This window comes from Lactiplantibacillus garii (genome assembly GCF_003885105.1).
In the GTDB taxonomy this organism is placed as follows: Bacteria; Bacillota; Bacilli; order Lactobacillales; family Lactobacillaceae; genus Lactiplantibacillus; species Lactiplantibacillus garii.
The window spans coordinates 13,700-35,354 of record NZ_QWZQ01000012.1 but is presented as its reverse complement, the minus strand read 5'-3'; the positions used below and the strand labels follow the sequence as shown (position 1 = coordinate 35,354).

Genomic DNA, 21,655 nt, shown 5'->3' with positions numbered 1-21,655 from the left:
GACTTAGGGCAGTAACTACATTAATAAAAACAAATTAATACTTGAAGGTGTTTTTAATGTGCAAAATTTGTGGAACTTATAAGAACCATCGTTTGAATTCAGGAGGTTGTCCCCATATATCTTGAATAGTAGTCATATCAATAAGGATAAAAATGCATTTTAAAGTAATTGCTGTCAATATGTCTCATCCATAAGCTGTACAAATTGTTTCACGTGAAACATCTTCAAAATAAAAGGATCCGTATTTTCGACTGACTAATAGCCGGAAAAGCGGGTCCTTTTTACAAGGAGTGTAATGCTAGTTAGGATGAATGCAGTTGATTAAACAATCTTGTCCGGATTTAACAAGTTATCCGGATCTAACGCGGCTTTAACCCGTCGCATGGTTGCCATTTCGGCGGAATCGCTAGTGCTTTGCAGGTAGGGCCGTTTAACGTAGCCGATGCCGTGTTCACCGGAGACCTTACCGCCGAGTTCGCTGGCTTTGGCGTACAAAGCTTCAAACACCGTCTTCAATTTTGCCGGCCATTCGGTATCGCTATAATCGTCCTGGCAAACGTAGAGGTGTAAGTTACCGTCACCAACGTGGCCAAAGCCGGGAATACGCACGTTTTGTTGTTCGGCTAAGTGGTGGGTAAACGCCACGAATTCGGCCGTTTGATCACGTGGTACGACCGCGTCGGCTTCGTCCATCGTCGTTGTTGAGGCTTGGATGGCTTCCAAAAAGGCGTCGCGGGCTTTCCAAACGGTCTCCTTTAATTCGGGAGTGTCCAGAACGTAAGCGTCGGTTGCCCCGTTGTCCAGGCACAACTCAGCTAACGTCTCGTAATCCTGCTCAACGACTTCTTCGTGTTGACCATCGAGGGTCATTAGGAGGTAAGCCGCCGCGCCCGCTTGCGGAAAGTCCTGCTTTTTAAAGGCTTCCCAGTACTTAACGGTGTCCGCTTCAAAAAATTCGACGGCGGTTGGTGTGATGCCCGACTGTAAGATTTTCGGAACGGTGGTTAAGGCGCTGTCAAAGTCGTCAAACGGAATCAGTAGACCGGTACTGTACTTGGGGAGGGGACTAATCTTCAGAACTGCTTCCGTGACAATCCCGAGGGTTCCTTCCGAACCAATGTACAGGTCCTTTAAGTCAAAACCGGAACTGTTCTTAACGATCTGGCCCCCTAAGTGGAGCACCTGGCCATCGACGGTAACGACGGTTAACGCCCGCACGGATTCGCGGGTTACGCCGTACTTGACAGCCCGCATACCACCGGCGTTGGTCGCGATGTTGCCCCCAATCGTTGCCGTTTTTTCGCCGGGGTCGGGGGCGTACAAGAAGCCCTTCTCAGCCGCGTAGTCCGCAACGGATTTAAGTTGCGCGCCGGTTTGAACGGTCAGTGACAAGTTGTTTTCATCTAAGGCGATAATTTGGTCCATCGCGCTCATATCAATGAGCAGGCCCCCTTCGGTCGGTACGCAGCCCCCGACAAGTCCAGTACCGGACCCGCGGGTCGTCATTGGGACTTTGGCGGCACTTGCTAATTTAGCGAGGGTCGCTACTTCGGCAGTTGTTTTAGGGGTGACCACGATGTCGGGCAGGTGGGCCACCGTGCCGAGTTCGTCGTGGCCCCAGTCAGCCGTGATTTGATCACCAAACTGGATGGCGCTGGCATCAAAGTTAGCCGTAAGTTGGTGGTAAAGTGCGGTAGTTTGGTCAGTTGTAATCATATGTTAAACCTACTTTCATAAATTAATTTTCTACGGTAATTTCCTTAGTACCCTTAATGTAATCGATAAACTGTTGCAAAACGGGGGACAGTTGCCGGGTATGGTTGTAAGCAATGCAGACGGTCCGGGTATCTGCCGGCACGTCCAGTGGGATGCGTTTTAGATTAAAAGCATCTAGCAACATGGTGTTAGCCACGACCCCCACCGTCTTGTTTTCAACAACTTGACCAGCAATTGGAATTTCACTGTCAAACGATTCGGCAAACGTCAGGTTAGGGCACTTTGCGTTTAGGGCGTGCCGCACCGATTGACCAATTGGGGCTTTGGGATCGTATGTAACCAGGTCGTAGGGGCGCAGTTGATTAGGATCAATGTGCTTTTCGTTGGCAAGCGGGTGGTCCGGCGGTACAATAGCGACAATTGGTTCAGAAAACAGGGGAATAAAGGACAGGTCGGTATACGTGACCGCCCGGGAACAGATACCAACGTCGTATTGACCATTATCCAGCCCCTCTAAGATGGGAACGGAGAACTCGTCGTGCAGAATAAAGTAGGGTGAACGACTATTCTGGGACTGAAAGTTCTTAATGAGTTTTGGCAACCGTGTCCCGATGGAAGTGGGAATACAGGCCACGTTGATAATGCCGGCGTCGCTTTTAATCTTCTGTTGCAATTCACGCTTACCCTCGTCTAAAATGTTAAGAGTTGAGCATGTTGTGTTATAAAACATTCGTCCATATTCGGTTAGTTGGACGTTACGTCCAGTTTTTTTAAATAGTACGCACCCGAGTTCCTTTTCCAGGGACTTCATGGCGTTGCTAAGACTTGGCTGACTGATATAAAGGTGGGCTGCTGCTTTAGTGTAGTGTTGATATTCGGCTAATGTTCGGAAATAATAAAGCTGATTTAAATTCAACAGGGATCCCTCCTAATAGCGTAATGATTATAGTTACTTTACTTCTATACTATACTATGAAACCGCTTACCAATAAATTAGCCTTTATCTATGAACTAATAGATTTCATCTATAAGAAGCCGCTAATTCAAATAGTTAACGTGTTTAAAAATCGACAAAATAATTAAATCACAAACAAATTTGCGCCACTTTTCAAAAATAGGGGCCAAATCAGCGCTGTGATATCAACGTTATTTCCAAAAGTTATGAATCCGATGACTTTTGGAATTTTTTTTTTGTGAATCGACGCACTACACTAAGAGTTGTAAGAAAGCGATACCATTTAGCGTCAAAGGAAAGGAGGTTCGATATGGAAACAACTAATACCAGGATGGTTCATCGTTCGCACGTGTTTACGGCGGCGTTTCTAATCATCTTTTGCTGTGCGGCATCTTCGGCGTTTTCCGTTTTTGCCATTCCGTTACAAAAAGCGACTGGCGGTACTGAATCGCAGGTCGCGTTAACGTTAACCCTTTATCAGTTTTTCATGGCGTGCTTCGGCGTTGCGTCGGGTCACATTATGGATAAGTTTGGTGCAAAGAAGTTGATGTATTTTGGTGGATTGATCTTTGGCCTGGGATGGTTGTTAACCGCTTTCGTGCATAATTTATTCTTTCTTTACTTAACAGTTGGTCTGATGGCGGGTGCCGGAAACGGTATTATGTATAACCCCGCATTATTGACCGCTTTGAAATGGTTCCCCGAAAAACGCGGGACCATCTCCGGGCTACTATTAGGAGCCGCTTCGTTAGGCCCCCTGGTACTAGCTAAGGTGGGTGCCATTTTATGCAGCCAGTACGGAATGAACGGATTCATTCCAATTGGACTAGCGTACTTAGTCATCTGTTGGGCAGTCGGTTGGATGATGGAGACACCAACGGAACACGACGTTGCAACGCCGGCCGTGACCGCAAATAGTCACGATTTCACACCTCAGGCGATGCTTAAAACGTGGCAGTTCTGGTCGTTATTGCTATTATTCTCAATCGCTTGTACCGCGGGCATTATGTTGATTGGCTCCCTTTCAACGATTGCCCAAGTTCAATTACAGATGACCCCGATCGTCGCCGCTAACATGGTGGTGGTCAACACCTTAGCCAACTTTGGCGGTCGGTTATTGACCGGTAAGCTAACCGATAAGCTGGGACAAACTAAGACCTTAGCCGGAATTTTAATTTTGACGATGGTCGGTCTGGCCGGATTGCGGTTTAGCACGGGATTAGTTGGTTTCACCATCTTCCTAATTCTGTTAGGCGCATCCTTCGGGGGTGTCCTGGTGGTTTACCCAACCTTAACGGGTAATACGTTTGGGTCGACCCACTCGGGAATTAACTATGGTTTGATGTTCTTTGGTTACGCGATTGGCGCGTTGGTTGGACCGCAAATTGCTGCGCTCTTTACCGATAAGGGTGCCGGGACCGCAACTTATTACCCAGCTTACTTGGTAGCCATCGGGGTTGCCGCGGTAGGCCTGATTATTGATTTAATCCTGATGTCGAAAGGCATTGGTACTAAAAAACAAACAGAGGAGAGTGCAAAATAATGACTACTACTACTGAAGAAGCACGTCCATACGAACCAACTAAAAAATTAGTTCACACTAAACCTGGGACTAAGATGACGGATGAAGACTTCCAACTTTATTTGAAACAAATCAAACACTTGGCAGAAAACGAATTTGACTACTTACAAAAAGAAGTCGAAGTGACGAACCGTTTCCCACAAGAATTCTTTAAATTAGCGATTGACAACGACTTATACCGTTTCGCTTTACCATTGAAGTACGGTGGCTTTGGTTTAACTTGTTCCCAAATTTTCCAAGTCCAAGAAATGTTCTCACGTGGCCCTGGTGGCATGCGGATGCACTTACACTACGCCGCTGACTTGAACTGGCGGATCATGGATGAATTCGGTCAACCAGAATTAAAGGCCGAAGTCATGCCAAAGCTACAAGATAAGACCATCTTTACTTGTTTCGCCTTAACCGAAGAGACCGGTGGTACCGGTGCCGACTTGCACACGACCGCTGTTCGTGACGGTGACGACTACATCTTAAACGGTGAAAAGACGTTGATTTCTCACACCGACTGCAGTGACGCGGCTTACGTTATTGCCGTAACTGATCCGGATGCTGAAGGTGACAAGCGTTTGAGTGCCTTCTACGTTCCAGTTGACACCCCAGGATATGAAATTGTGCCAATGCCTCACATGATGGGCTGCCGTGGTGCTGGTCACGCCGGCTTGAAGTTCACGAACATGCGGGTTAACAAGAAGTACTTGTTAGGCAAGGAAGGTGACGGTTTACACGTTGCCATCGCTTCATTATCAATCTCACGTGCGCACATTGCTTCAAGTAACTTAGGGATGAGCCAACGGATGCTTGAAATGTCGATTGCTCGTGCTAAGGATCGTGTCACCTTTGGTAAGCCGTTAGCAAAGCGTCAAGCCATTCAACAAGAAATTGCTGACATGGGGACTGAAATCTTTGCTTTACGGACTATGTTACACAACTTGGCAGAACAATATGATCGTGGCGAAGATATTGAAGAAAAGGCCGCAATGTGCAAGTTGTTCAGTATCAACACGGTTAAGTTAGTTTCAGACTACTGTCTTGAAATCTTCGGTGGGATTGGCTACTTCGAAGACAACCCTTACGGACCAGTTGAACGCATGTACCGTGATTGCCGGGCAATGTGGCTTGAAGAAGGTCCACGTTCAGTTCAACGTCTTACGGCAGCGCGCAAGCTGATTGCTAACGACGGCATTATTGAATAATAAATCGTAAAAAAGCATGCCGATAGTATAGGTTGACTAAGCCGTGCTATCGGCATGTTTACTTAGGAGGAAGTTTTCATGAGTAAAACTTTAGAAGGTATTCGCATTGTTGATATGACTACGTTTTTGGCCGCACCAACCGTTGCCCGGGTTTTAGGTGAATGGGGCGCGGACGTCATTAAGGTTGAACCGCCTAAGGGGGACGCGGAACGTACGCAGGGGGCCGTCTTTAACATGCACTACTCTGACGACGAAAACCTCGGTTTTGATATTTCGAATTTGAACAAACGTTTCGTTACCTTGAACTTAAAAAAGGAAGACGGGTTAAAAGCTTTTGACGACTTATTAGCCGGTGCTAACGTCTTTTTGACGAACATTCGGACCCAATCCCTGAAGCGGTTGGGCATTGACTACGATTCGCTGAAGAAAAAGTTTCCAAAGCTGATTTTTGCGCAGGTCTTGGGTTACGGCGAAAACGGTCCACAAAAGGACGCCGCCGGTTTTGACGCGACGGCTTACATGTCACGTGGCGGGGTCTTAGGAACCACCTTGGAAGCGGGTCAAAGCCCAATGAACCCGGCGAATGGTTACGGGGACTTCCAAGTTTCCATGTGCCTCGCTGCCGGGATCTGTGGCGCGCTGCTCAAACAGCAACGGACGGGCGAAGGTGACAAGATCACCGTTAGTCTGCACCACGCCGCGTTATTCATGCAAAACGTCGCAATGGTTTCCGCACAATACGGGAATACTTACCCGAAGAGCCGGTTGAACGTGGCCAACCCGTTTAACGACTGCTTTAAGACCAGTGATGACCGTTGGTTCGTAATGTGCGTTCCCGTCTTCAACCGGGACTACAACAAGGTCATGACCTTAATTGGACGTAAAGATTTGGTTGATGACCAACGTTATAACAACATTGATCACATTAACGCTGAAAAACTAAATACTGAATTCATTAAAATTTTGGACGAAGCGTTCAAGAAACAACCCCTGCAACACTGGGTCGACGTCTTTAAAGAAAACGACCTGCCACTAGAAGCTTGCTACGTTCCAACCGAAATTTACAAAGACGACGAAGCTTGGGATAACGACGAGTTACGTAAGCTGAAATACCCGTCCGGTAACGAACGGATGATTCCAACGAACCCGGTACGGTTTGCCTCCCAAGGGAAGCCTGAATTGAAGATTTCCCGGGCGCAGGGTTCGGACACCAAGGCCGTTTTGAGTGAACTTGGTTATTCAGACGAAAAGATCGCTAAGTTAGTTGATGAAGGTGCGGCCGCGGAAGTTCGGCACATCGGCGACCCGGTTTAAGACGGAGAGGAGAGCACGTTATGGCATTACAATACACGGATGAACAAAAAGATTTTTTGCAAATGGTCAAGGAGTTTGGTGATCAATACTTAAGTCCTAAAGATGTTCAGAAATACGATCAAGCGGGGGAATGCCCCGTGGACCTGTTCAAACCAGCTTTTGATATGGGACTACACATGTTGGAAATCCCAGAACAGTACGGTGGCGCGGGCCTATCCTACGAAACCACTGCGATGATCTTTGAAAAGTTGGCCAGCTACGATCCAGGCTACGCAATTACGCTGGTATCGACCTTCGTGGCGTTACGTTCCGTCATGATTGCCGGCAACGAGGACCAGGTTCAACGGTTTGCAGATATCATTGCCCCTGGGGCCTTTGCAGCCTTTGCGTTAAGCGAAGCGGACGCTGGGACCGACGCGGGTTCCGTTCAATCAACGGCCGTTCGCGATGGCGATGATTACATCTTAAACGGTGAAAAAGCCTTCATTACTAACGGGAGTTTAGCCGACGTCTTTGTTGGGGTCTTCCGGACCTCCGATGACGGTAACAAGGGTCTTAGTGCTTTCATGGTTGAAAAGTCCCGGGGCGGTATCACCGCTGGTAAGCACGAAGATAAGATGGGCTTGCGGCTCTCTAACACGACGAACGTAACGTTTGACCACGTACGGGTTCCAGCAACCAACCGGATCGGTGAAGAAGGGGCCGGCTTAAAGGCCGCTTTAAACAGTTTGAACTTATCACGGGCCTTTGTCGCGACCTTAGCCGTTGGGATCATGCAACGGGCCTTGGACGAATCGGTCAAGTACGCCCAGGCACGTCAACAGTTTGGCAAACCAATCATTAAATTTGAAGCTGTTCAAGAAATGTTAGCTAACATGGCAATGTCGACGGAAGCTTCCCGCTTAATGGTCAACAACACCATGAAGATGATGGATGCGGGGAGCTTGGTCCGTAAAGAAGGGGCCATGACCAAGGCGTTTGTTACGGATGCCGTTCAAAAGGTCACTTCCGACGCCGTCCAGATTTTCGGTGGTTACGGGGTTTCCAAAGAATTTCCAGTTGAAAAATTAATGCGGGACTGCAAAGTCTTCCAAATCTTTGAAGGGACGAACCAGATTCAACGGGTCACCATTGCCCACGAATTGGATCGGGAGTACCGCAATTAGGGGTGAATCAGAATGAAATCGCTTGTATTTATTAAAAGTGTTCGCAAATTAAACGCGGATCCGCAATTAGACGCTCAGGGCCAAGTTAACGCGGATGCCGACGTGGGAATCAATTACGTAGATAAGCTGGCCATTGAAGCCGGTTTACAGTTAGCCGGAACGGACGGCAGCGTCACGGTTGCCTCCTACGGTGATCCGCAGGCTACGGAAAGTACCTTGCGGGATGGTTTGGCCATGGGTGCGACGAAGGCCGTCGCCATTACCAGTGATTTGTTGACTGACCAGTCTAATCAAGTTGGCCTGGGTGTCGTTTTGGCGGAAGCTGCGCAACAACTTGGAGACTACGACGTTATCTTAACGGGGGACCAGGCTAAGGACGATGTCCAGGGCTGCGTCGGTTTACGGATTGCCGATGCGTTACAGTTACCGTACTTTGACCGGGTCAACCAACTAACGTTAAACGGTGACCAGTTAGACTACCAGTTACTATGGGAACACGGTAACGTAAATGGTTCAACCGCAACGCCGGCAGTTATCTCGGTCACTGATACGATCAATAAGCCCCGGCTCCCTAGTTTCAAAACTAAGATGACAGCTAAGCGGGCTGCCATCGATACCGTGGACGTTGCCAAGTTAACGGTGATGGATGCGGCAACCTGGAAGAAGTTAAACGGAGCGGTTGTTGCACAACGGTTCGTGCCAAAACCGGAACGGCCCGCGGCTAAAATTGTTAATTATGATCAGGGCAGCGGGGCGGCCATTGACGAATTAATGGCGACGCTGCAACAACAAAATATTTTATAACGGTGGTGAAAATCATGACAGAACGACCAATGTACTTAGTCCTATTAGCCGATCCGGCCTTTACGGACAAAAATCTAAATTTAATTCATTTTGCACAGGAAAACTTTAAGGATCAGGCGTTAAACGCCGTGGTTGTGGCACCTGCCAGTGATGCCGCCGTTGCAGCCTACGAGCAGGCGGGGTTAAACGAACTGGACGTCTTAACGTACGCCCAGTTCTCCAAAGTTAAAGTTGCCCAAACGGCTGCCAGCATCAGTGAGTTTTTGACTGGTCAGTCACATAGTGTCGTGTTGTTCGGCAATGACTTTGGAACAACCAGTATTGCCAAACAGGTGGCGGCCAAGTTACACGAACCACTACTGACCCACATCAACGCGGTGACCGCGGTAGATGCTGGTTGGCAAGTTCAGAAGCGGGTTTACGGCGGCAACTTGCTGCAACAATTAACACTGGCAAGCGACGCACCAGTACTGTTGACCTGTGACGTCGCGGGTGTTGACGAAACGGTGAGCGCCACGACTTCGGCTGCAACGGTAGTTAAAAACCAAGCGGTTACGGACGTGGTTGCCGCGGACGACGTGGATTACCAAGCCTTACAAACAGCGGTCGACCAACTTGAAGACGCTAAAGTGGTGGTTGCCGGTGGTCGTGGGATGCAGGGCCCCGACGGCTTTAAATTGTTACAACAACTAGCCGACCGCTTACATGGTAGTCTCGGGGCTTCCCGGGTCGCCGTGGATGCTGGCTGGGTTGGTAAGGAAACGATGATTGGAATGACCGGGAAAACCGTTGTACCCGACGTTTACATCGCCGTGGGGATCTCGGGTGCTTTCCAGCACACCATTGGGATGGATCAATCGAAGTACGTGATTGCCATCAATACCGACCCCGATGCCGCCATTTTTAAGCTTGCTAATTACGGCATCGTTGGCGACGGTGAAGCAGTTGTCAAACAACTATTAAGTAAGTTAAAGACACCCGTTACGAGTTAAGGGAGGAATCATTCGTATGACTAATTCGAATAGTTTGCAAGCGCCGAGCACCTTTCCCCTAACGATTGCTGCGGTTTGGCGCAAACGGTGTACTAAAACACCGGATAAAACCTTTTTGATTCAAGACCGGCAGCGTTTAACGTACCGGGAAGTGGACCAGTTAAGTGAGCAAGCCGTTAATTTTCTGGATACCCTGCATTTAACCCGGGGAGCCGTGGTCGCCATTCAAATGGCAACGAGTATTACGGCCGTTCAGTTAATGTTAGCCTGCATCAAGCAGGGAATTACGGTTTTGCCACTGAATCCCCACTTGGATCCGGACGAAGCGCAAGCGTTAGTGGACAGAATGGAACCGGCCGTAATGGTAACCCAAAGCGATGGCCGTAATTCGTTGAGCCTCAATGATTGTCCCGCGGGATACGAGCGGCAAGCAGTTCGACTTAGTCAAGTGCCATTACAAGTTTTGACCCGTCACCATCAAACCGTAACGGCGGATGGTGACCACCCGGCGGTCATCATGTGTACGTCCGGGACGACCAGTTTTTCCAAGGGCGTGATCCTGTCCGACCAAAATATCTTGTACAGTGAGCTTCAGTTTAACCGCATTTATGGTATCACGGCAAACGACGTTTTAGTGTTGCCTTCGGGGATGTACCATGCAATTGGGTTTCACCACGGCTTAGTGTCCACCATGTTGGCAGGAAGCACCTTAGTTTTAATGCGGCACTATTCGGTGGCCGGGTTAAAACGCGCCGTTTTGACGTACCACTGTACCTACCTCGTCACGGTACCGACCGTTATTTATGACGTGTTGAGCTGGTTTAAACGGCCCAATTCCCTTAGATTTATTATTTCTGGTGGTTCCCCGCTGAGTTTTGATTTGATCAAGCGTGCCAAAAGTGTCCAATTGCCAGTTTATAACATCTACGGGTTAACGGAATGCGCTCCGTTTCTGTGCACGACGCCGGCTTACTTTGAAATGAAACAACAGCAAACGACCGCCGGCTACCCGATTGACGGGGTGCGGGTCGCCATTTTAGACGATTTACACCGGCCAATTCACGAAAAGGGCCAAGTTGGTCAGATCGTGGTCAAAGGTCCGGTTGTATTTGGCGGGTACTATCACGATCCGGTAAAAACCAAACAGGCTTTGACCGCGGACGGGTGGTTAAAGACTGGTGATCTGGGTCACTGGAACCGTGATCAGGCTTTGGCAGTTGATGGTCGTAGTAAGGACGTGATCATCCGGGGGGGGCGAAAATATTTCGGCCTACGTGATCGAACGCGAACTGTTACGGCACCCCCACATTCAGGAGGCCGCCGCGGTAGGGCTTAAAGATCACCGACTGGGTGAAATTATTGGGGCCTTCATCGTCGCAACTCCGGGTAATACCGGACTGACGCTAACCATGATCAAAAACTTTTTAGCGGCGCGGGGGGTAGCTAAGAAGTTCTGGCCAGAAAAGATTAAAATTGTTGCCCAGCTTCCCCGGACGAGTTCCGGAAAAGTTAAAAAGCACCAACTGGTTTTAGCTGCCCAAACGGATAGTCCCATTATTAGTCACGACCACGCTGGGCACGATTCTGGCTGGGGAGTCACAATGGAAGCTTAGGGCTAAAAATTTAAATGAAGGATCGGTGAACGGCATGAAAAACGCATTTTATCAAGTTGAGATGGGCGACTTCTTCGTCTCGTCCGGCATGTTAAATCATCTAAATATTTTGCACGGTGGGGTGTTGTTAAAGCATTGCGATTCCACCGTGGGGGTGTTGGCCAACCGGTATAGCCAATCGCGGGTTCTGACCGTTGCCATTAAAAACTTTAATTTTGCGTGCCCCGCGCACGTTGGCGACCATATCTGGTTTCGCGTGACGCTGCTCAAAACTGGGCACCATTCGATGACGTTTGCCGTTAGTATTTTTAGCCAGGGCTTTGAAGATTCCACCGCGACAAAGATTGGTGAGGGTTTAATGGTCTTTGTAGCGGTCAGTGAGAAACTTCGACCAGTACTCGTTAAACCGTACGTTGTTACTGACGCGGAACAACAAACCAAGCTTAATGAACTTATGAGTAAATTTGATGTTTAAAATAATTATTCCAACGAAACGTCCCACCAAGCGGTTGCCTGATGGGACGTTTATTTTAGTGTTTGATGAAAATGTTAGTTTAAGGGGCACTCAGAATTTCACTAGTTTTGAAATCCTGGGTGCCCCTATTTTCCCTGGAAACGGTAGAATCCGACCGCTACCAAGTTGTGTGAATATTAATATTTGCTGACCGTTGCCGGCATTTGATCGATCACGTCAGTTAACGCGTCTGTAAGACCGTCACTAGAAACGGTTGCCCCGGTCACGGCGTCAATATCGGGGGTCTGTTCGGTTAAGATGCGGTCAATAACTTGGGGCAGTGCCTGCTTTTCAAGTCCGTGGAGTTTGGTCCCGGGTTTAATTTCGATACCGGTAATCTGGTCATCAGAAAAAGTGAATTTAACGGGAAGGTCGTGTAAGTAACCATCCGCGATGATTTTGTAACTGCCTGCTTTATATTTAGACATTTTACTCAACTCTTTTCCAACTAAATCATTCCGCTAACCTTATCGTAGCACGGATTAGCGGCAAGATTGATTGGTTTTAACTATCGATTAATAGGGCGCAAAAACGCGGTGTTTCCGTTTGGAAAACACCGCGTTGATAGTGGTTTTAATTAGTTCAACACTTCATCTCGTGAGAAACGGAAACGGAGAAATTTACCGATTTCCGTTACGATTAAGACAATGATCCCGCAAATGATCGGGATGCCCCAACCGTACCAGAAGTTGATGCTAGTCGTGTGGAAGACCGACTGCATGAACGGCAGGTAAATGATCCCTAACTGTAAAACAATCAGGATTGCGATGATGTAAAACGCCATCTTGTTTTGGAAGAAGTACTTGGAAATAACCGGGTGGTCGTTCCGCAAGTTAAACAGATAGAAGATCTTACCAAAAATAATGATGTTTAACGACATCGTACTACCAATTACGTTTGGCAGGCCAATCGCGGTCAGGTAATCGTAAGCGAAGATCCCTAACCCGGAAATCAGCAGGGAAACGTAGATGATCTCAAACGAGTCGAGTTTGTTTAATAATCCGGCCTTAACGTTACGGGGCCCCCGTGCCATAATTCCGGCCTCGGGCGGCTCAAAAATGAACGCGAACTGGATGGTCAGCGCGGATACCATGTTGATCCAAAGTAACTGGGTCGGGTAGAGGGGCAGGTCGTGGCCCATTAAAATACTAATAATTACGACCAGCCCTTCGGCAAAACTCGTTGGGAGTAAGAACCGAATGGTTTTACGGATGTTATCGAAGACGTGCCGGCCTTCCCGCACGGCGGCCACGATGTCCGCAAAGTCGTCGTCGGCTAAGACCATGTCGGCCGATTCCTTGGCAACTTCGGTCCCCTTGATCCCCATGGCAACCCCGATATCGGCCTGCTTAAGGGCGGGGGCGTCGTTGACCCCGTCACCAGTCATTGAAACTACGTGGTCGTTAGCCTGTTGGGCGCGAACAATACGTAACTTGTTATCCGGCGTTGCCCGGGCAAAAACGTTGTAATCGTCAATCTTGGCCTTGAGTTCGGTGTCGTCCATGGCATCGATTTCAGGACCGGTAATGGCGTTAACGTGGGGGGCTAAATTTAGCTTGTTCGCAATGGCCATCGCGGTATCGGGATGATCCCCGGTGATCATTTTGACCTGTACCCCGGCTTGACGCAATTCGGCAATGGCGTTTGCGGCCTCTTCACGCGGTGGGTCAATGATCCCAACCAAACCAGCTAAGTTCAAGCCGCCAATTTGTTGCGCATCAATTTCCGTAACGGTCTTAGGAACGACTTGGTAGGCTAACGCTACGACGCGTAAACCGTCCGCCGTTAAGTTTGCCATGGCGCGTTCCCAGTAGGCTGGCTGATCCGCTTGGTTCGTCAACCGCAGAACGGTCGCGGGTGACCCCTTGACCATCAGTAACCGTTGGCCGTCTAAGTCGGCTAACCGGGCTGAAAAACGAAACGCCGAGTCGAACGGTAACGAATCCACTTCGGCAACTTCGGGGTCGTGACCGGTCATTTTCCGGTACAGGGTGGTCAGGGCGCCGTCGGTTGGTTCACCGGTTAACTCCCAGCGGTTATTTTCAAAGTGTAGTTGGGCGTCGGTCGTTTGACCAGCAATGTTCACTAACCATTCCATGTTGGGATCAGCGTGCCAGTCCACGGTCTTACCGCGTAATTTCAGGGCACCGTCAAAGTTAACACCACCGTTGTCGTCGTAACCCACCCCAGTTACGTCAAACGTGTTCGCGGGTGTGATGACCTTGGTGACGGTCATTTCGTTCTTAGTTAAGGTCCCGGTTTTGTCGGTATTCACGATGTCCACGGCACCTAAAGTTTCCACGGCGGGCAGCGACTTTACAATGACGTTTTTCTTGGTCATCTGGCGGGTCCCCATGGCGAGAACAACCGACGTACTGGCCGGTAAACCTTCGGGCATGGAACCCACGACCATGGTAATGACAGCGATCAACAAGGTTGGCAGGCTGTAAATGTTTGTAACCATTCCTAATAAGAACAGGAGGACGGCGGCAATAACGATGGCTACCGACAGCCAGAGCCCCAAGGAATTTAAGTTGCGCATTAACGGTGTGGAAGTCTGTTTAACTTCACTAACGGATTGTTGGATATGTCCGATTTCAGTATTTTCGGCAGTTGCCGTGACGATTCCGAAGGCGGACCCGCTGGTGACGGCGGTCGAAGCGTAAACCATATTTTTACGGTCAGCTAGGGCCAGCTGGTCGGCGGGCATCGGTTCTTCCTGCTTTTCCACGGCGTTCGTTTCACCGGTCAAAACGGATTCTTGAACGTTGAAATTATCCGCGGAAATGAGCCGCATGTCGGCGGGAACCGCGTCACCAGCTTCCAGGTTGACTAAGTCCCCAACAACTAGGTCGCGGGCGTCGATTTCGAGCTTTTGCCCGTCCCGAATTACAAAGTTCTTGGAAATCAGCATTTCACGAATCCGCTCGAGGGCGTTCCCGGCTTGCCGTTCCTGGACGTAACCGATAATGGCGTTGGCGATGATCACCAACCCAATAACGATGGAATCCGAGTAACGGTGCATGAAGAACGTTAAAATCGCGGCGGCTGCCAAAATATAAATAATACTGTTATTAAACTGCTTGATGAATTGTACGAACCGGGACGTCCGTTTGGTTTCCAGTTCGTTTCGACCGTCGTGTTGTAAACGGTCGGCAGCTTCGGCGGCGCTCAGTCCATCCTGAGGATTCGTATGGTACTTAGCGGCTAAGGCTGATTCATCAAGCTGCCACAACTTGACCGGATCAGGGGTTGCCTGATCATCAGTAGTTTCTTCCGTGGGGGTCAATCTATGGACATTATCTTTTATCATTCAATCCACTCCTAAAAATTTATTATATTATCGATGAGGTTCTGTAAAATCACGGCGCTTCGTGCGCTTTACGTAGGCCAATTTCGCCACATCCCTTCCAGAGTTATAGTGTGTTTAATATATTATATATGATAGGCGTTATTTTTGGATATTAAAATGTTTGACAAATTGATGACTGAAAATGACAAATATGACGGGGAGGTATCTGGTCATTAAAAAAGACGCACACCGCTAAGTGTCCGCCAAGGTCAGTTTAGTCTTCAACCGGATCCTTCATCAATAACCATAAGATGAGGTACGCAATTAAGCCCGGAAACATCGGGGTAATGGTAAGAATGACAAATAGTAAGCGGGTGACGTTCGCGTTCCAGTTAAAATGCTCGGCTAACCCGCCCAGAACTCCCGCAAAGACCCGGTTATGTGCGGAACGGTGAATGTTGATTTTCATAAATATAGCCCCTCCTTTAATCGTTACCTATAATGTAGCAGGTTTGCGGCTAACCGGCTACTAATTTAAGTGCACTTTAATGGTAAAAGATTAGCACTTAAACACAGAGAGTGCTAAATTGTTGCATCTTTTAATAAAGCTGGTAGGATATAAGTTGAAGGTCAGGAAAGGTCAAAGGTGTTTCAACCGCTGACCCGTTTAACTAGCCAAAAAGTAATATTGAAAGGGGACTGTTAGTATGGCTAATACTTTAATGAATCGGAATGACTTTGGGATGTTGGATCCGTTTGAACGGATGGCTGAAAGTTTCTGGGCACCGTTTGAAAATATGACCCAGGTTTTAAAGACCGATATTGATGAAAATGATGACCGTTACCAAGTTAAGGTTGACGTGCCGGGCATTGATAAGAAGGACGTCAAGTTAGATTATCGGGATAACGTTTTATCCATCAAGGTTCAAAAGGAAAGCTTCGTAGATCACGAGGATAAGGATCAAAACGTTGTCATGAATGAGCGCCATGCTGGCACGTTACAACGGCAATATGCGTTACCAAACGTGGCCGCTGACAAGATCAGTGCAACTCAAGCGGATGGTGTACTAACGATTACGTTACCAAAAACGGCACCTGCTAAAAGCGAAGGCCATATTGAAATTCAATAATTAGACCGTCAAATTTGAAAATAACCGGGCAGTTTATCAAAGCTGCCCGGTTATTTTTTTCGGTGCTGGTTGCGTCGGCCAACAAAAATGCGTATTATTTAGTGTAAGCGCATTCATTTAAAAAACATAGGTTAATAATTAGAAAAGGTGATATTGGATGACAAAGGCATTTCCTAAGGGCTTTTTGTGGGGCGGCGCGACTGCTGCCAATCAAATTGAAGGAGCGTGGAACGTTGATGGAAAGGGACCGAGTACCGCTGATATGGTGACGGGTGGGACTTTTGAGCGACCCCGGCGCTTTACGGCGGAACTTCAATCAGATACATACTACCCCTCGCACCAAGCGAGCGATTTTTATCACCACTGGCGTGAAGACCTGAAGCTACTACACGAAATGGGTTATAACACTTACCGGATGTCGATTGCGTGGAGTCGGATCTACCCTCATGGGGACGACGAAGCGCCCAATCAAGCGGGACTGGATTTTTACCGAAAAATCTTTGAACAGTGCCAAGCGTACGGGATTGAACCGATTGTGACGATTTCGCATTACGAAACGCCGTACTATTTGACGAAAAAATATCACGGCTGGTTAGACCGCCGGGTGATTGATTTTTATTTGCGGTACTGTAAAACGCTCTTTTTAAATTATAAGGACCTGGTGCACTACTGGCTAACTTTTAACGAAATTAATATTTTAATTATGATGAACGGCGGGTACGTGGGAGCCGGACTACCCCTTGAAGATGGCAGCCCGCTGTTTAATTCGCGCGTGACAGATGCCCAGCGTCAGAACTGTTTTCAAGCGCTCCACCACCAATTCTTGGCCAGTGCCGAAGCGGTTCAACTAGCCCACCGAATTAACGCTGATAACTGGGTCGGTTGTATGATTGCGGGGTCACAAAGCTACCCGCTGACGCCCAACCCGGCCGACGTCTTAGTTAATCAACGGGCAATGGAAATGAATAACTGGTTTTGTGGAGACGTCCAAGTCCGCGGCGCTTACCCGTACTTTGCTAAACGTTATTTTGAAGATCACCATATTCGCTTACACACGGAGCGGGGCGATTTAGCCACGTTAAAAGCTGGTAAGGTGGACTTTTATTCGTTTAGTTACTACTCATCTAATACCCGTACGGCCGATCCAACTGAGGCGGAATCAGCGGGAAACATGACGGTGGGAGCGAAGAATCCTTACTTGAAATACAGCGAGTGGGGTTGGAGTACCGATCCCACCGGTCTCCGGATTTATTTAAATGAAGTTTACGGCCGTTACGGAATTCCCGTGATGGTCGTTGAAAATGGGTTGGGTGCCCGTGATGAAGTGACCGTGGATGGTCGGATTAATGATGATTATCGGATTGCGTATTTGAAAGAACACATCGAAGCGATACACGCGGCGATTGACGACGGGGTGGACCTAATTGGGTACACGCCCTGGGGCTGCATTGACTTGGTGTCGGCTGGTACCGGTCAAATGGCAAAACGTTACGGCTTCGTCTACGTTGACCGCAACGACCAGCAGCGGGGGAACTTTCGGCGGCTTCCTAAGAAGAGCTTTTACTGGTACCGGCAAGTTATTCAATCGAATGGGGCAGATTTGAGTAGCACGAACATTAATACCACGCTGTGACTGGAAGGATAGTTCGAATCCGCGTGATTCGGACTATTTTTGACGAAAAATTTCCCGGGAAATAACTGTCATTTCCCGCAAAAAATGTGATAATCTAGTTATCATGACACACTTACTGAAAATTAGTTGTCATTAGATTTGGAGATGAAAAACGTGGATGACGCAGAACGTGAGCGCGGACCATGGCATCGGAATTTGATTGTTTTATGGTTCTGTACGTTCGTTGCTGGGATGGCTTTTAGTGAAATTATGCCGTTCCTCTCATTATTCGTCAGTCAATTAGGCGACTTTACTAAAGCCCAGGTGACCTTTTACAGTGGCCTAGCTTTTGCCGCAGACTACGCGGTCTCCGCAATTTCAGCACCACTATGGGGGATCATTGCGGACAAAAAGGGTCGTAAAATCATGTTACTACGGGCGTCCCTTGGTATGGCGGTGGCCATGGCTTTGATGGGCTTTGTGACTAACGTTTGGCAACTGGTCGCTTTACGGGCCCTGCAGGGTGTCTTCGCTGGCTTTATTTCTAACGCGCAGGCACTAGTAGCGTCCCAGGCCCCCCGGAAGTACAGTGGCCGGGCTCTGAGTACGTTAATCACCGGGGCGGTCAGTGGTCAGTTGTTTGGACCGGTGATTGGGGGCTTTTTGGCCCAACTATTCTCGATCCGGAACACCTTTTTTATTACGGCCGGTTTGTTGATGTTGGCGTTCTTACTAAGTTTAATTTTTGTTCAGGAACACTTTAAACCGGTGGAACACCACCGGCAACCCGGGGATAGTCGTAACCCGTTAGCGGCGTTTCAAAATCCTAAACTGATTATTGTGATGCTGTGTTCAACGGCAATTGTGCAATTTGGGAACGCCTCGATTGCCCCGATTATTAGTTTGTACGTACGGGAACTAATGCATTACCGCGGGCCCATTACGGTGGTTGCGGGAATTATCGCCGCTTTACCAGGAATTTCCAACATTATTTCGGCCCCCCGCTTGGGGCGGTATGGTGACCACCACGGCTCTGGTCGGGTCCTGTTATTTGGGTATATTTTTGCGGTTGTGATGTATTTCCCCCAAGGAATTGTGACGAGTGTTATAGCGTTAGGAATCTTGCGATTTGCCATCGGGATCTCGGACGGGGCGTTGTACCCGGAAATTCAAACGGTGTTAACCAAGAATACCCCGGTTCATTTAACGTCGACGGTTTTTAGTTATAACCAATCATTTCAAGCGATTGGAAACATGTTCGGTGCATTGCTCGGTGGCTTGGTCGCCGGGTGGTTTAATTACAACGCTGTCTTTATCATGACGGCGGTCTTGTTATTAATTAACCTGGTCATGATTTTGTGGTTAGTACCAGAGATTTGGAAAAAAGATGGCCGCACGACGGCTTGATCAAGTTAAGAAAATTCGCATGGGACGTCAATCACTCGATTTTGAGTCATTGACGCCCTTTGTTTTATACCACTGTTCAAAAACGATTGTTTTTGCAAATTGAGACAACGTACTTGCCTTAGAGTAGGACGAAGGGCCTAAACTGTCGTTGTTGCAGTCGGAAAGGCTGCTAAAAAGGAGTTTAATGATGGCAATTATCCAAATTTTAACGGTCGTGCTCGTCGCTACCGGGTTACTTACGCTGGTAGGCGATCCCACCGTTCAATTACAACCACAACGACTGAAACGACAACGTTCAGCCCGTAAACACTAATTAAAGCTTATAGGAGTGATTAATAATGGCAATTCTAACGGAGACTTATAAATTGGCTAATGGTGTTTTGATCCCGAAAGTCGCGTTTGGAACGTGGCAAATTCCTAGTGGTGATACGGCCTATCAAGCGGTTAGGAACGCTCTTTCAGCCGGTTATCGGCACATTGATACCGCGTTGGCTTACCGCAACGAAGCTAGTGTTGGTCAAGCAATTCGGGATTCGGGGATTCCCCGTGAAGAAATTTTCGTTACGACGAAACTGCCTGCTGAGACAAAATCTTACCGTGGGGCGTTAGCCGATTTTGACGAATCGATTAAGAACCTGGGTCTTGACTACGTTGACTTATACCTCGTGCACGCGCCGTGGCCGTGGGGCCGAATGGGTCAAAATTATGACGAAGGTAACTTGGCAGTCTGGCAAGCGCTGGAAGAAATTTACCAGCGTGGTCGCGCGAAGGCCATTGGCGTTTCTAACTTTGCGGTGCGGGACCTAAAAAACGTCTTTAAGCAGGCGACGGTGAAGCCGATGGTCAACCAGATTCAATACTATTTAGGTTTTACCGAACCCCAAATTACCCAGTTTTCAGAAGCTAACGGGTTATTGGTAGAAGCATACTCCCCGTTAGCAACTGGCGGCGTATTGAATAATCCGGACGTTCAAAAAGTAGCGGATAAGTACGGTGTCAGCGTTGCCCAGTTAGCTTTGCGGTTCGTTTTGCAAAACGGGGTTTTACCACTGCCTAAAGCGGTTAACCAGGCGCACATTGAAGCCAATACCCACTTGGATTTTGTAATTAGTGAAGCGGATATGCAAACGCTAAACGCCATGCCCGACGCGGCTGACCGCTACATGCATAACCCAACGCAGGGTTAGTGGGTAAAATGTTTGACCCGCCCCCCGTTAGCGGGAGTAAACTAGCTGATGAGTAATAAAACTAAGATTGATTTTGATAGGAGCGATTTGATGACAACAATTAATGCAGCTAACGCTGGAACGTATGCGTTTGATGATCAGTTCAAGGTTAATCGCCTAGGATACGGCACTATGCAGTTAACGGGACCCGGTACGTGGGGGCCTTACGCTGACCCTGAAAACGGGATCAAGGTCATTCAAAAGGCACTGGAATACGGTGTTAATTTCTTTGACACGGCTGATTCATACGGCCCGTGGTTTGCGGATCGGTACTTAGCGGCCGGCTTAAAAGGGGCGCAAAATCGGGACCAAATCTTTATTTCAGACAAAGTTGGTCAGACGCGTCAAGGTCCTAACGTGTGGACGCCGCACGGTGAACCGAACTACTTACGGCAACAAGTGGAAGTTTCAATGATGACGTTGGGAATTGATCACGAAGACCTCGTGTTTTTACACCGGATCGACTCGCATTTCTCAATTGCTGATCAAGTTGGTGAATTAAAGCAATTGCAAGACGAAGGTAAGATCAAGCACATTGGTCTTAGTCAAGTCACCGTTGAACAAATTAAAGAAGCCCAAAAAGTAGCCAAAATTGACGCCATTGAAAACTTGTTCAACGTTTCGGACCACCGGGATGACGACGTCGTGGATTACGCGGCGTCCCAAAACATGGCGTTTCTGCCGTGGTTCCCGCTGGCAACGGGAGCCCTGGCACAACCGGGCAGTGTCCTAAGTACGACGGCTCAAAAGTATCAAGTTAGTCCAGCGCAAATTGCGCTCGCCTGGTTATTGAGGCGGTCACCTAATATCCTACCAATTCCGGGGACGAGTTCCGTGGAACACTTGAAAGACAACGTGGCGGCGGCCAACGTCGATTTATCGACGGCCGATTTCAACGGGCTAAGTCAGTTGAGTCAAAAGTAATTTTAAAACACGTGAAACGAGGCTGTAACGAGAGTCACAGCCTCGTTTTCGTCTCCGAACAATTATGGTCGACACGGGTTTCAAAAGTCAGCGGCTCCGCTTAACGGCGGATGTTAAACAATCCAAGCCCAGGATTATTCACCATCCGCCGTTAATGTTCACCAGCTAACCGACCTTTGGCGCACTCTGGTTTTTTGCGGCTTGTGCCGTAATTC

Annotated in this window: 20 protein-coding genes and 1 pseudogene; 15 read left to right on the top strand and 6 right to left on the bottom strand. The window is 48.4% G+C overall.

What is annotated here, in order from left to right; genetic code table 11:
- Positions 1–321: 321 nt before the first annotated feature.
- From D1831_RS05000 to D1831_RS14920, 3 genes and pseudogenes are all read right to left on the bottom strand, one after another.
- Positions 322–1,716, bottom strand: coding sequence for an FAD-binding oxidoreductase (locus D1831_RS05000; protein ID WP_125071830.1), 1,395 nt, complete (start codon positions 1,714–1,716; stop codon positions 322–324).
- A 22-nt stretch (positions 1,717–1,738) separates the two neighbouring features.
- Positions 1,739–2,389 carry a LysR family transcriptional regulator substrate-binding protein gene (locus D1831_RS04995; RefSeq protein WP_225422774.1) on the bottom strand — a complete coding sequence of 217 codons (651 nt, stop codon included), beginning with the start codon at positions 2,387–2,389 and terminating at the stop codon, positions 1,739–1,741.
- A gap of 69 nt (positions 2,390–2,458) precedes the next feature.
- Positions 2,459–2,632: pseudogene (locus D1831_RS14920) on the bottom strand (LysR family transcriptional regulator); the annotation flags it as partial.
- 349 nt (positions 2,633–2,981) lie between these two features.
- On the opposite strand from D1831_RS14920, the gene D1831_RS04990 reads away from it, so the two are divergent.
- The 9 genes from D1831_RS04990 (at position 2,982) to D1831_RS04950 (ending at position 11,810) form a co-directional block, all read left to right on the top strand.
- The gene (locus tag D1831_RS04990) at positions 2,982–4,214 is read left to right on the top strand and encodes an OFA family MFS transporter (protein WP_125071828.1); all 1,233 of its coding nucleotides are present in this window, start codon (positions 2,982–2,984) and stop codon (positions 4,212–4,214) included.
- Positions 4,214–5,446 (top strand): acyl-CoA dehydrogenase family protein, encoded by a 1,233-nt coding sequence (locus D1831_RS04985; RefSeq protein ID WP_125071827.1) that lies wholly within the window; start codon positions 4,214–4,216, stop codon positions 5,444–5,446. Before D1831_RS04990 ends, D1831_RS04985 begins: the two co-directional genes overlap by 1 nt.
- 78 nt (positions 5,447–5,524) lie before the next feature.
- Positions 5,525–6,760, top strand: a complete 1,236-nt coding sequence (locus tag D1831_RS04980) for a CaiB/BaiF CoA transferase family protein (RefSeq protein WP_125071826.1) — start codon at positions 5,525–5,527, stop codon at positions 6,758–6,760.
- Between the two features lie 20 nt (positions 6,761–6,780).
- Complete coding sequence (locus tag D1831_RS04975) at positions 6,781–7,926, top strand: acyl-CoA dehydrogenase family protein (protein ID WP_125071825.1); 1,146 nt, start codon at positions 6,781–6,783, stop codon at positions 7,924–7,926.
- Between the two features lie 12 nt (positions 7,927–7,938).
- The gene (locus tag D1831_RS04970; RefSeq protein WP_125071824.1) at positions 7,939–8,730 is read left to right on the top strand and encodes an electron transfer flavoprotein subunit beta/FixA family protein; all 792 of its coding nucleotides are present in this window, start codon (positions 7,939–7,941) and stop codon (positions 8,728–8,730) included.
- Between the two features lie 14 nt (positions 8,731–8,744).
- The gene (locus tag D1831_RS04965; protein WP_125071823.1) at positions 8,745–9,722 is read left to right on the top strand and encodes an electron transfer flavoprotein subunit alpha/FixB family protein; all 978 of its coding nucleotides are present in this window, start codon (positions 8,745–8,747) and stop codon (positions 9,720–9,722) included.
- 16 nt (positions 9,723–9,738) lie between these two features.
- Positions 9,739–11,058, top strand: a complete 1,320-nt coding sequence (locus D1831_RS04960; RefSeq protein WP_125071822.1) for a class I adenylate-forming enzyme family protein — start codon at positions 9,739–9,741, stop codon at positions 11,056–11,058.
- Positions 10,997–11,335, top strand: a complete 339-nt coding sequence (locus D1831_RS04955; protein WP_158610636.1) for an AMP-binding enzyme — start codon at positions 10,997–10,999, stop codon at positions 11,333–11,335. Before D1831_RS04960 ends, D1831_RS04955 begins: the two co-directional genes overlap by 62 nt.
- A gap of 34 nt (positions 11,336–11,369) precedes the next feature.
- Positions 11,370–11,810, top strand: coding sequence for an acyl-CoA thioesterase (locus D1831_RS04950; RefSeq protein ID WP_125071820.1), 441 nt, complete (start codon positions 11,370–11,372; stop codon positions 11,808–11,810).
- A gap of 176 nt (positions 11,811–11,986) precedes the next feature.
- Here D1831_RS04950 and D1831_RS04945 read toward each other — a convergent pair whose 3' ends face one another.
- The 3 genes from D1831_RS04945 to D1831_RS04935 all read right to left on the bottom strand — a co-directional run bounded on the left by D1831_RS04945 (position 11,987) and on the right by D1831_RS04935 (position 15,610).
- Positions 11,987–12,277 (bottom strand): FMN-binding protein, encoded by a 291-nt coding sequence (locus D1831_RS04945; protein WP_125071819.1) that lies wholly within the window; start codon positions 12,275–12,277, stop codon positions 11,987–11,989.
- A 149-nt stretch (positions 12,278–12,426) separates the two neighbouring features.
- On the bottom strand, positions 12,427–15,162 hold the full coding sequence (locus tag D1831_RS04940) for a cation-transporting P-type ATPase (RefSeq protein WP_125071818.1): 2,736 nt from the start codon (positions 15,160–15,162) through the stop codon (positions 12,427–12,429).
- A gap of 253 nt (positions 15,163–15,415) precedes the next feature.
- On the bottom strand, positions 15,416–15,610 hold the full coding sequence (locus tag D1831_RS04935) for a PspC domain-containing protein (RefSeq protein WP_125071817.1): 195 nt from the start codon (positions 15,608–15,610) through the stop codon (positions 15,416–15,418).
- A 238-nt stretch (positions 15,611–15,848) separates the two neighbouring features.
- Here D1831_RS04935 and D1831_RS04930 point away from each other — a divergent pair, with 238 nt between their 5' ends.
- The 6 genes from D1831_RS04930 (at position 15,849) to D1831_RS04910 (ending at position 21,440) form a co-directional block, all read left to right on the top strand.
- Positions 15,849–16,271 (top strand): Hsp20/alpha crystallin family protein, encoded by a 423-nt coding sequence (locus D1831_RS04930; RefSeq protein ID WP_125071816.1) that lies wholly within the window; start codon positions 15,849–15,851, stop codon positions 16,269–16,271.
- A 157-nt stretch (positions 16,272–16,428) separates the two neighbouring features.
- Positions 16,429–17,904 (top strand): glycoside hydrolase family 1 protein, encoded by a 1,476-nt coding sequence (locus tag D1831_RS04925; protein ID WP_125071815.1) that lies wholly within the window; start codon positions 16,429–16,431, stop codon positions 17,902–17,904.
- A 153-nt stretch (positions 17,905–18,057) separates the two neighbouring features.
- Positions 18,058–19,290 (top strand): MFS transporter, encoded by a 1,233-nt coding sequence (locus D1831_RS04920; RefSeq protein ID WP_125071814.1) that lies wholly within the window; start codon positions 18,058–18,060, stop codon positions 19,288–19,290.
- Positions 19,291–19,477: 187 nt separating this feature from the next.
- On the top strand, positions 19,478–19,603 hold the full coding sequence (locus D1831_RS14810) for a hypothetical protein (RefSeq protein WP_263853670.1): 126 nt from the start codon (positions 19,478–19,480) through the stop codon (positions 19,601–19,603).
- Positions 19,604–19,628: 25 nt separating this feature from the next.
- Entirely contained in the window at positions 19,629–20,477 is an 849-nt protein-coding gene (locus D1831_RS04915; RefSeq protein WP_125071813.1) for an aldo/keto reductase, read from the top strand.
- Positions 20,478–20,567: 90 nt separating this feature from the next.
- Complete coding sequence (locus tag D1831_RS04910; RefSeq protein ID WP_125071812.1) at positions 20,568–21,440, top strand: aldo/keto reductase; 873 nt, start codon at positions 20,568–20,570, stop codon at positions 21,438–21,440.
- Positions 21,441–21,655 lie beyond the last annotated feature (215 nt).

Bases quoted from the DNA above. Each gene is read 5' to 3' on its own strand.
- D1831_RS04980 (WP_125071826.1), top strand. From the start codon at position 5,525: ATGAGTAAAACTTTAGAAGGTATTCGCATTGTTGATATGACTACGTTT.
- D1831_RS04940 (WP_125071818.1), bottom strand. From the start codon at position 15,162: ATGATAAAAGATAATGTCCATAGATTGACCCCCACGGAAGAAACTACT.
- D1831_RS05000 (WP_125071830.1), bottom strand. From the start codon at position 1,716: ATGATTACAACTGACCAAACTACCGCACTTTACCACCAACTTACGGCT.
- D1831_RS04930 (WP_125071816.1), top strand. From the start codon at position 15,849: ATGGCTAATACTTTAATGAATCGGAATGACTTTGGGATGTTGGATCCG.
- D1831_RS04990 (WP_125071828.1), top strand. From the start codon at position 2,982: ATGGAAACAACTAATACCAGGATGGTTCATCGTTCGCACGTGTTTACG.
- D1831_RS04935 (WP_125071817.1), bottom strand. From the start codon at position 15,610: ATGAAAATCAACATTCACCGTTCCGCACATAACCGGGTCTTTGCGGGA.
- D1831_RS04960 (WP_125071822.1), top strand. From the start codon at position 9,739: ATGACTAATTCGAATAGTTTGCAAGCGCCGAGCACCTTTCCCCTAACG.
- D1831_RS04925 (WP_125071815.1), top strand. From the start codon at position 16,429: ATGACAAAGGCATTTCCTAAGGGCTTTTTGTGGGGCGGCGCGACTGCT.
- D1831_RS04965 (WP_125071823.1), top strand. From the start codon at position 8,745: ATGACAGAACGACCAATGTACTTAGTCCTATTAGCCGATCCGGCCTTT.
- D1831_RS04915 (WP_125071813.1), top strand. From the start codon at position 19,629: ATGGCAATTCTAACGGAGACTTATAAATTGGCTAATGGTGTTTTGATC.
- D1831_RS04985 (WP_125071827.1), top strand. From the start codon at position 4,214: ATGACTACTACTACTGAAGAAGCACGTCCATACGAACCAACTAAAAAA.
- D1831_RS04945 (WP_125071819.1), bottom strand. From the start codon at position 12,277: ATGTCTAAATATAAAGCAGGCAGTTACAAAATCATCGCGGATGGTTAC.
- D1831_RS04970 (WP_125071824.1), top strand. From the start codon at position 7,939: ATGAAATCGCTTGTATTTATTAAAAGTGTTCGCAAATTAAACGCGGAT.
- D1831_RS04950 (WP_125071820.1), top strand. From the start codon at position 11,370: ATGAAAAACGCATTTTATCAAGTTGAGATGGGCGACTTCTTCGTCTCG.
- D1831_RS04975 (WP_125071825.1), top strand. From the start codon at position 6,781: ATGGCATTACAATACACGGATGAACAAAAAGATTTTTTGCAAATGGTC.
- D1831_RS14810 (WP_263853670.1), top strand. From the start codon at position 19,478: ATGGCAATTATCCAAATTTTAACGGTCGTGCTCGTCGCTACCGGGTTA.
- D1831_RS04910 (WP_125071812.1), top strand. From the start codon at position 20,568: ATGACAACAATTAATGCAGCTAACGCTGGAACGTATGCGTTTGATGAT.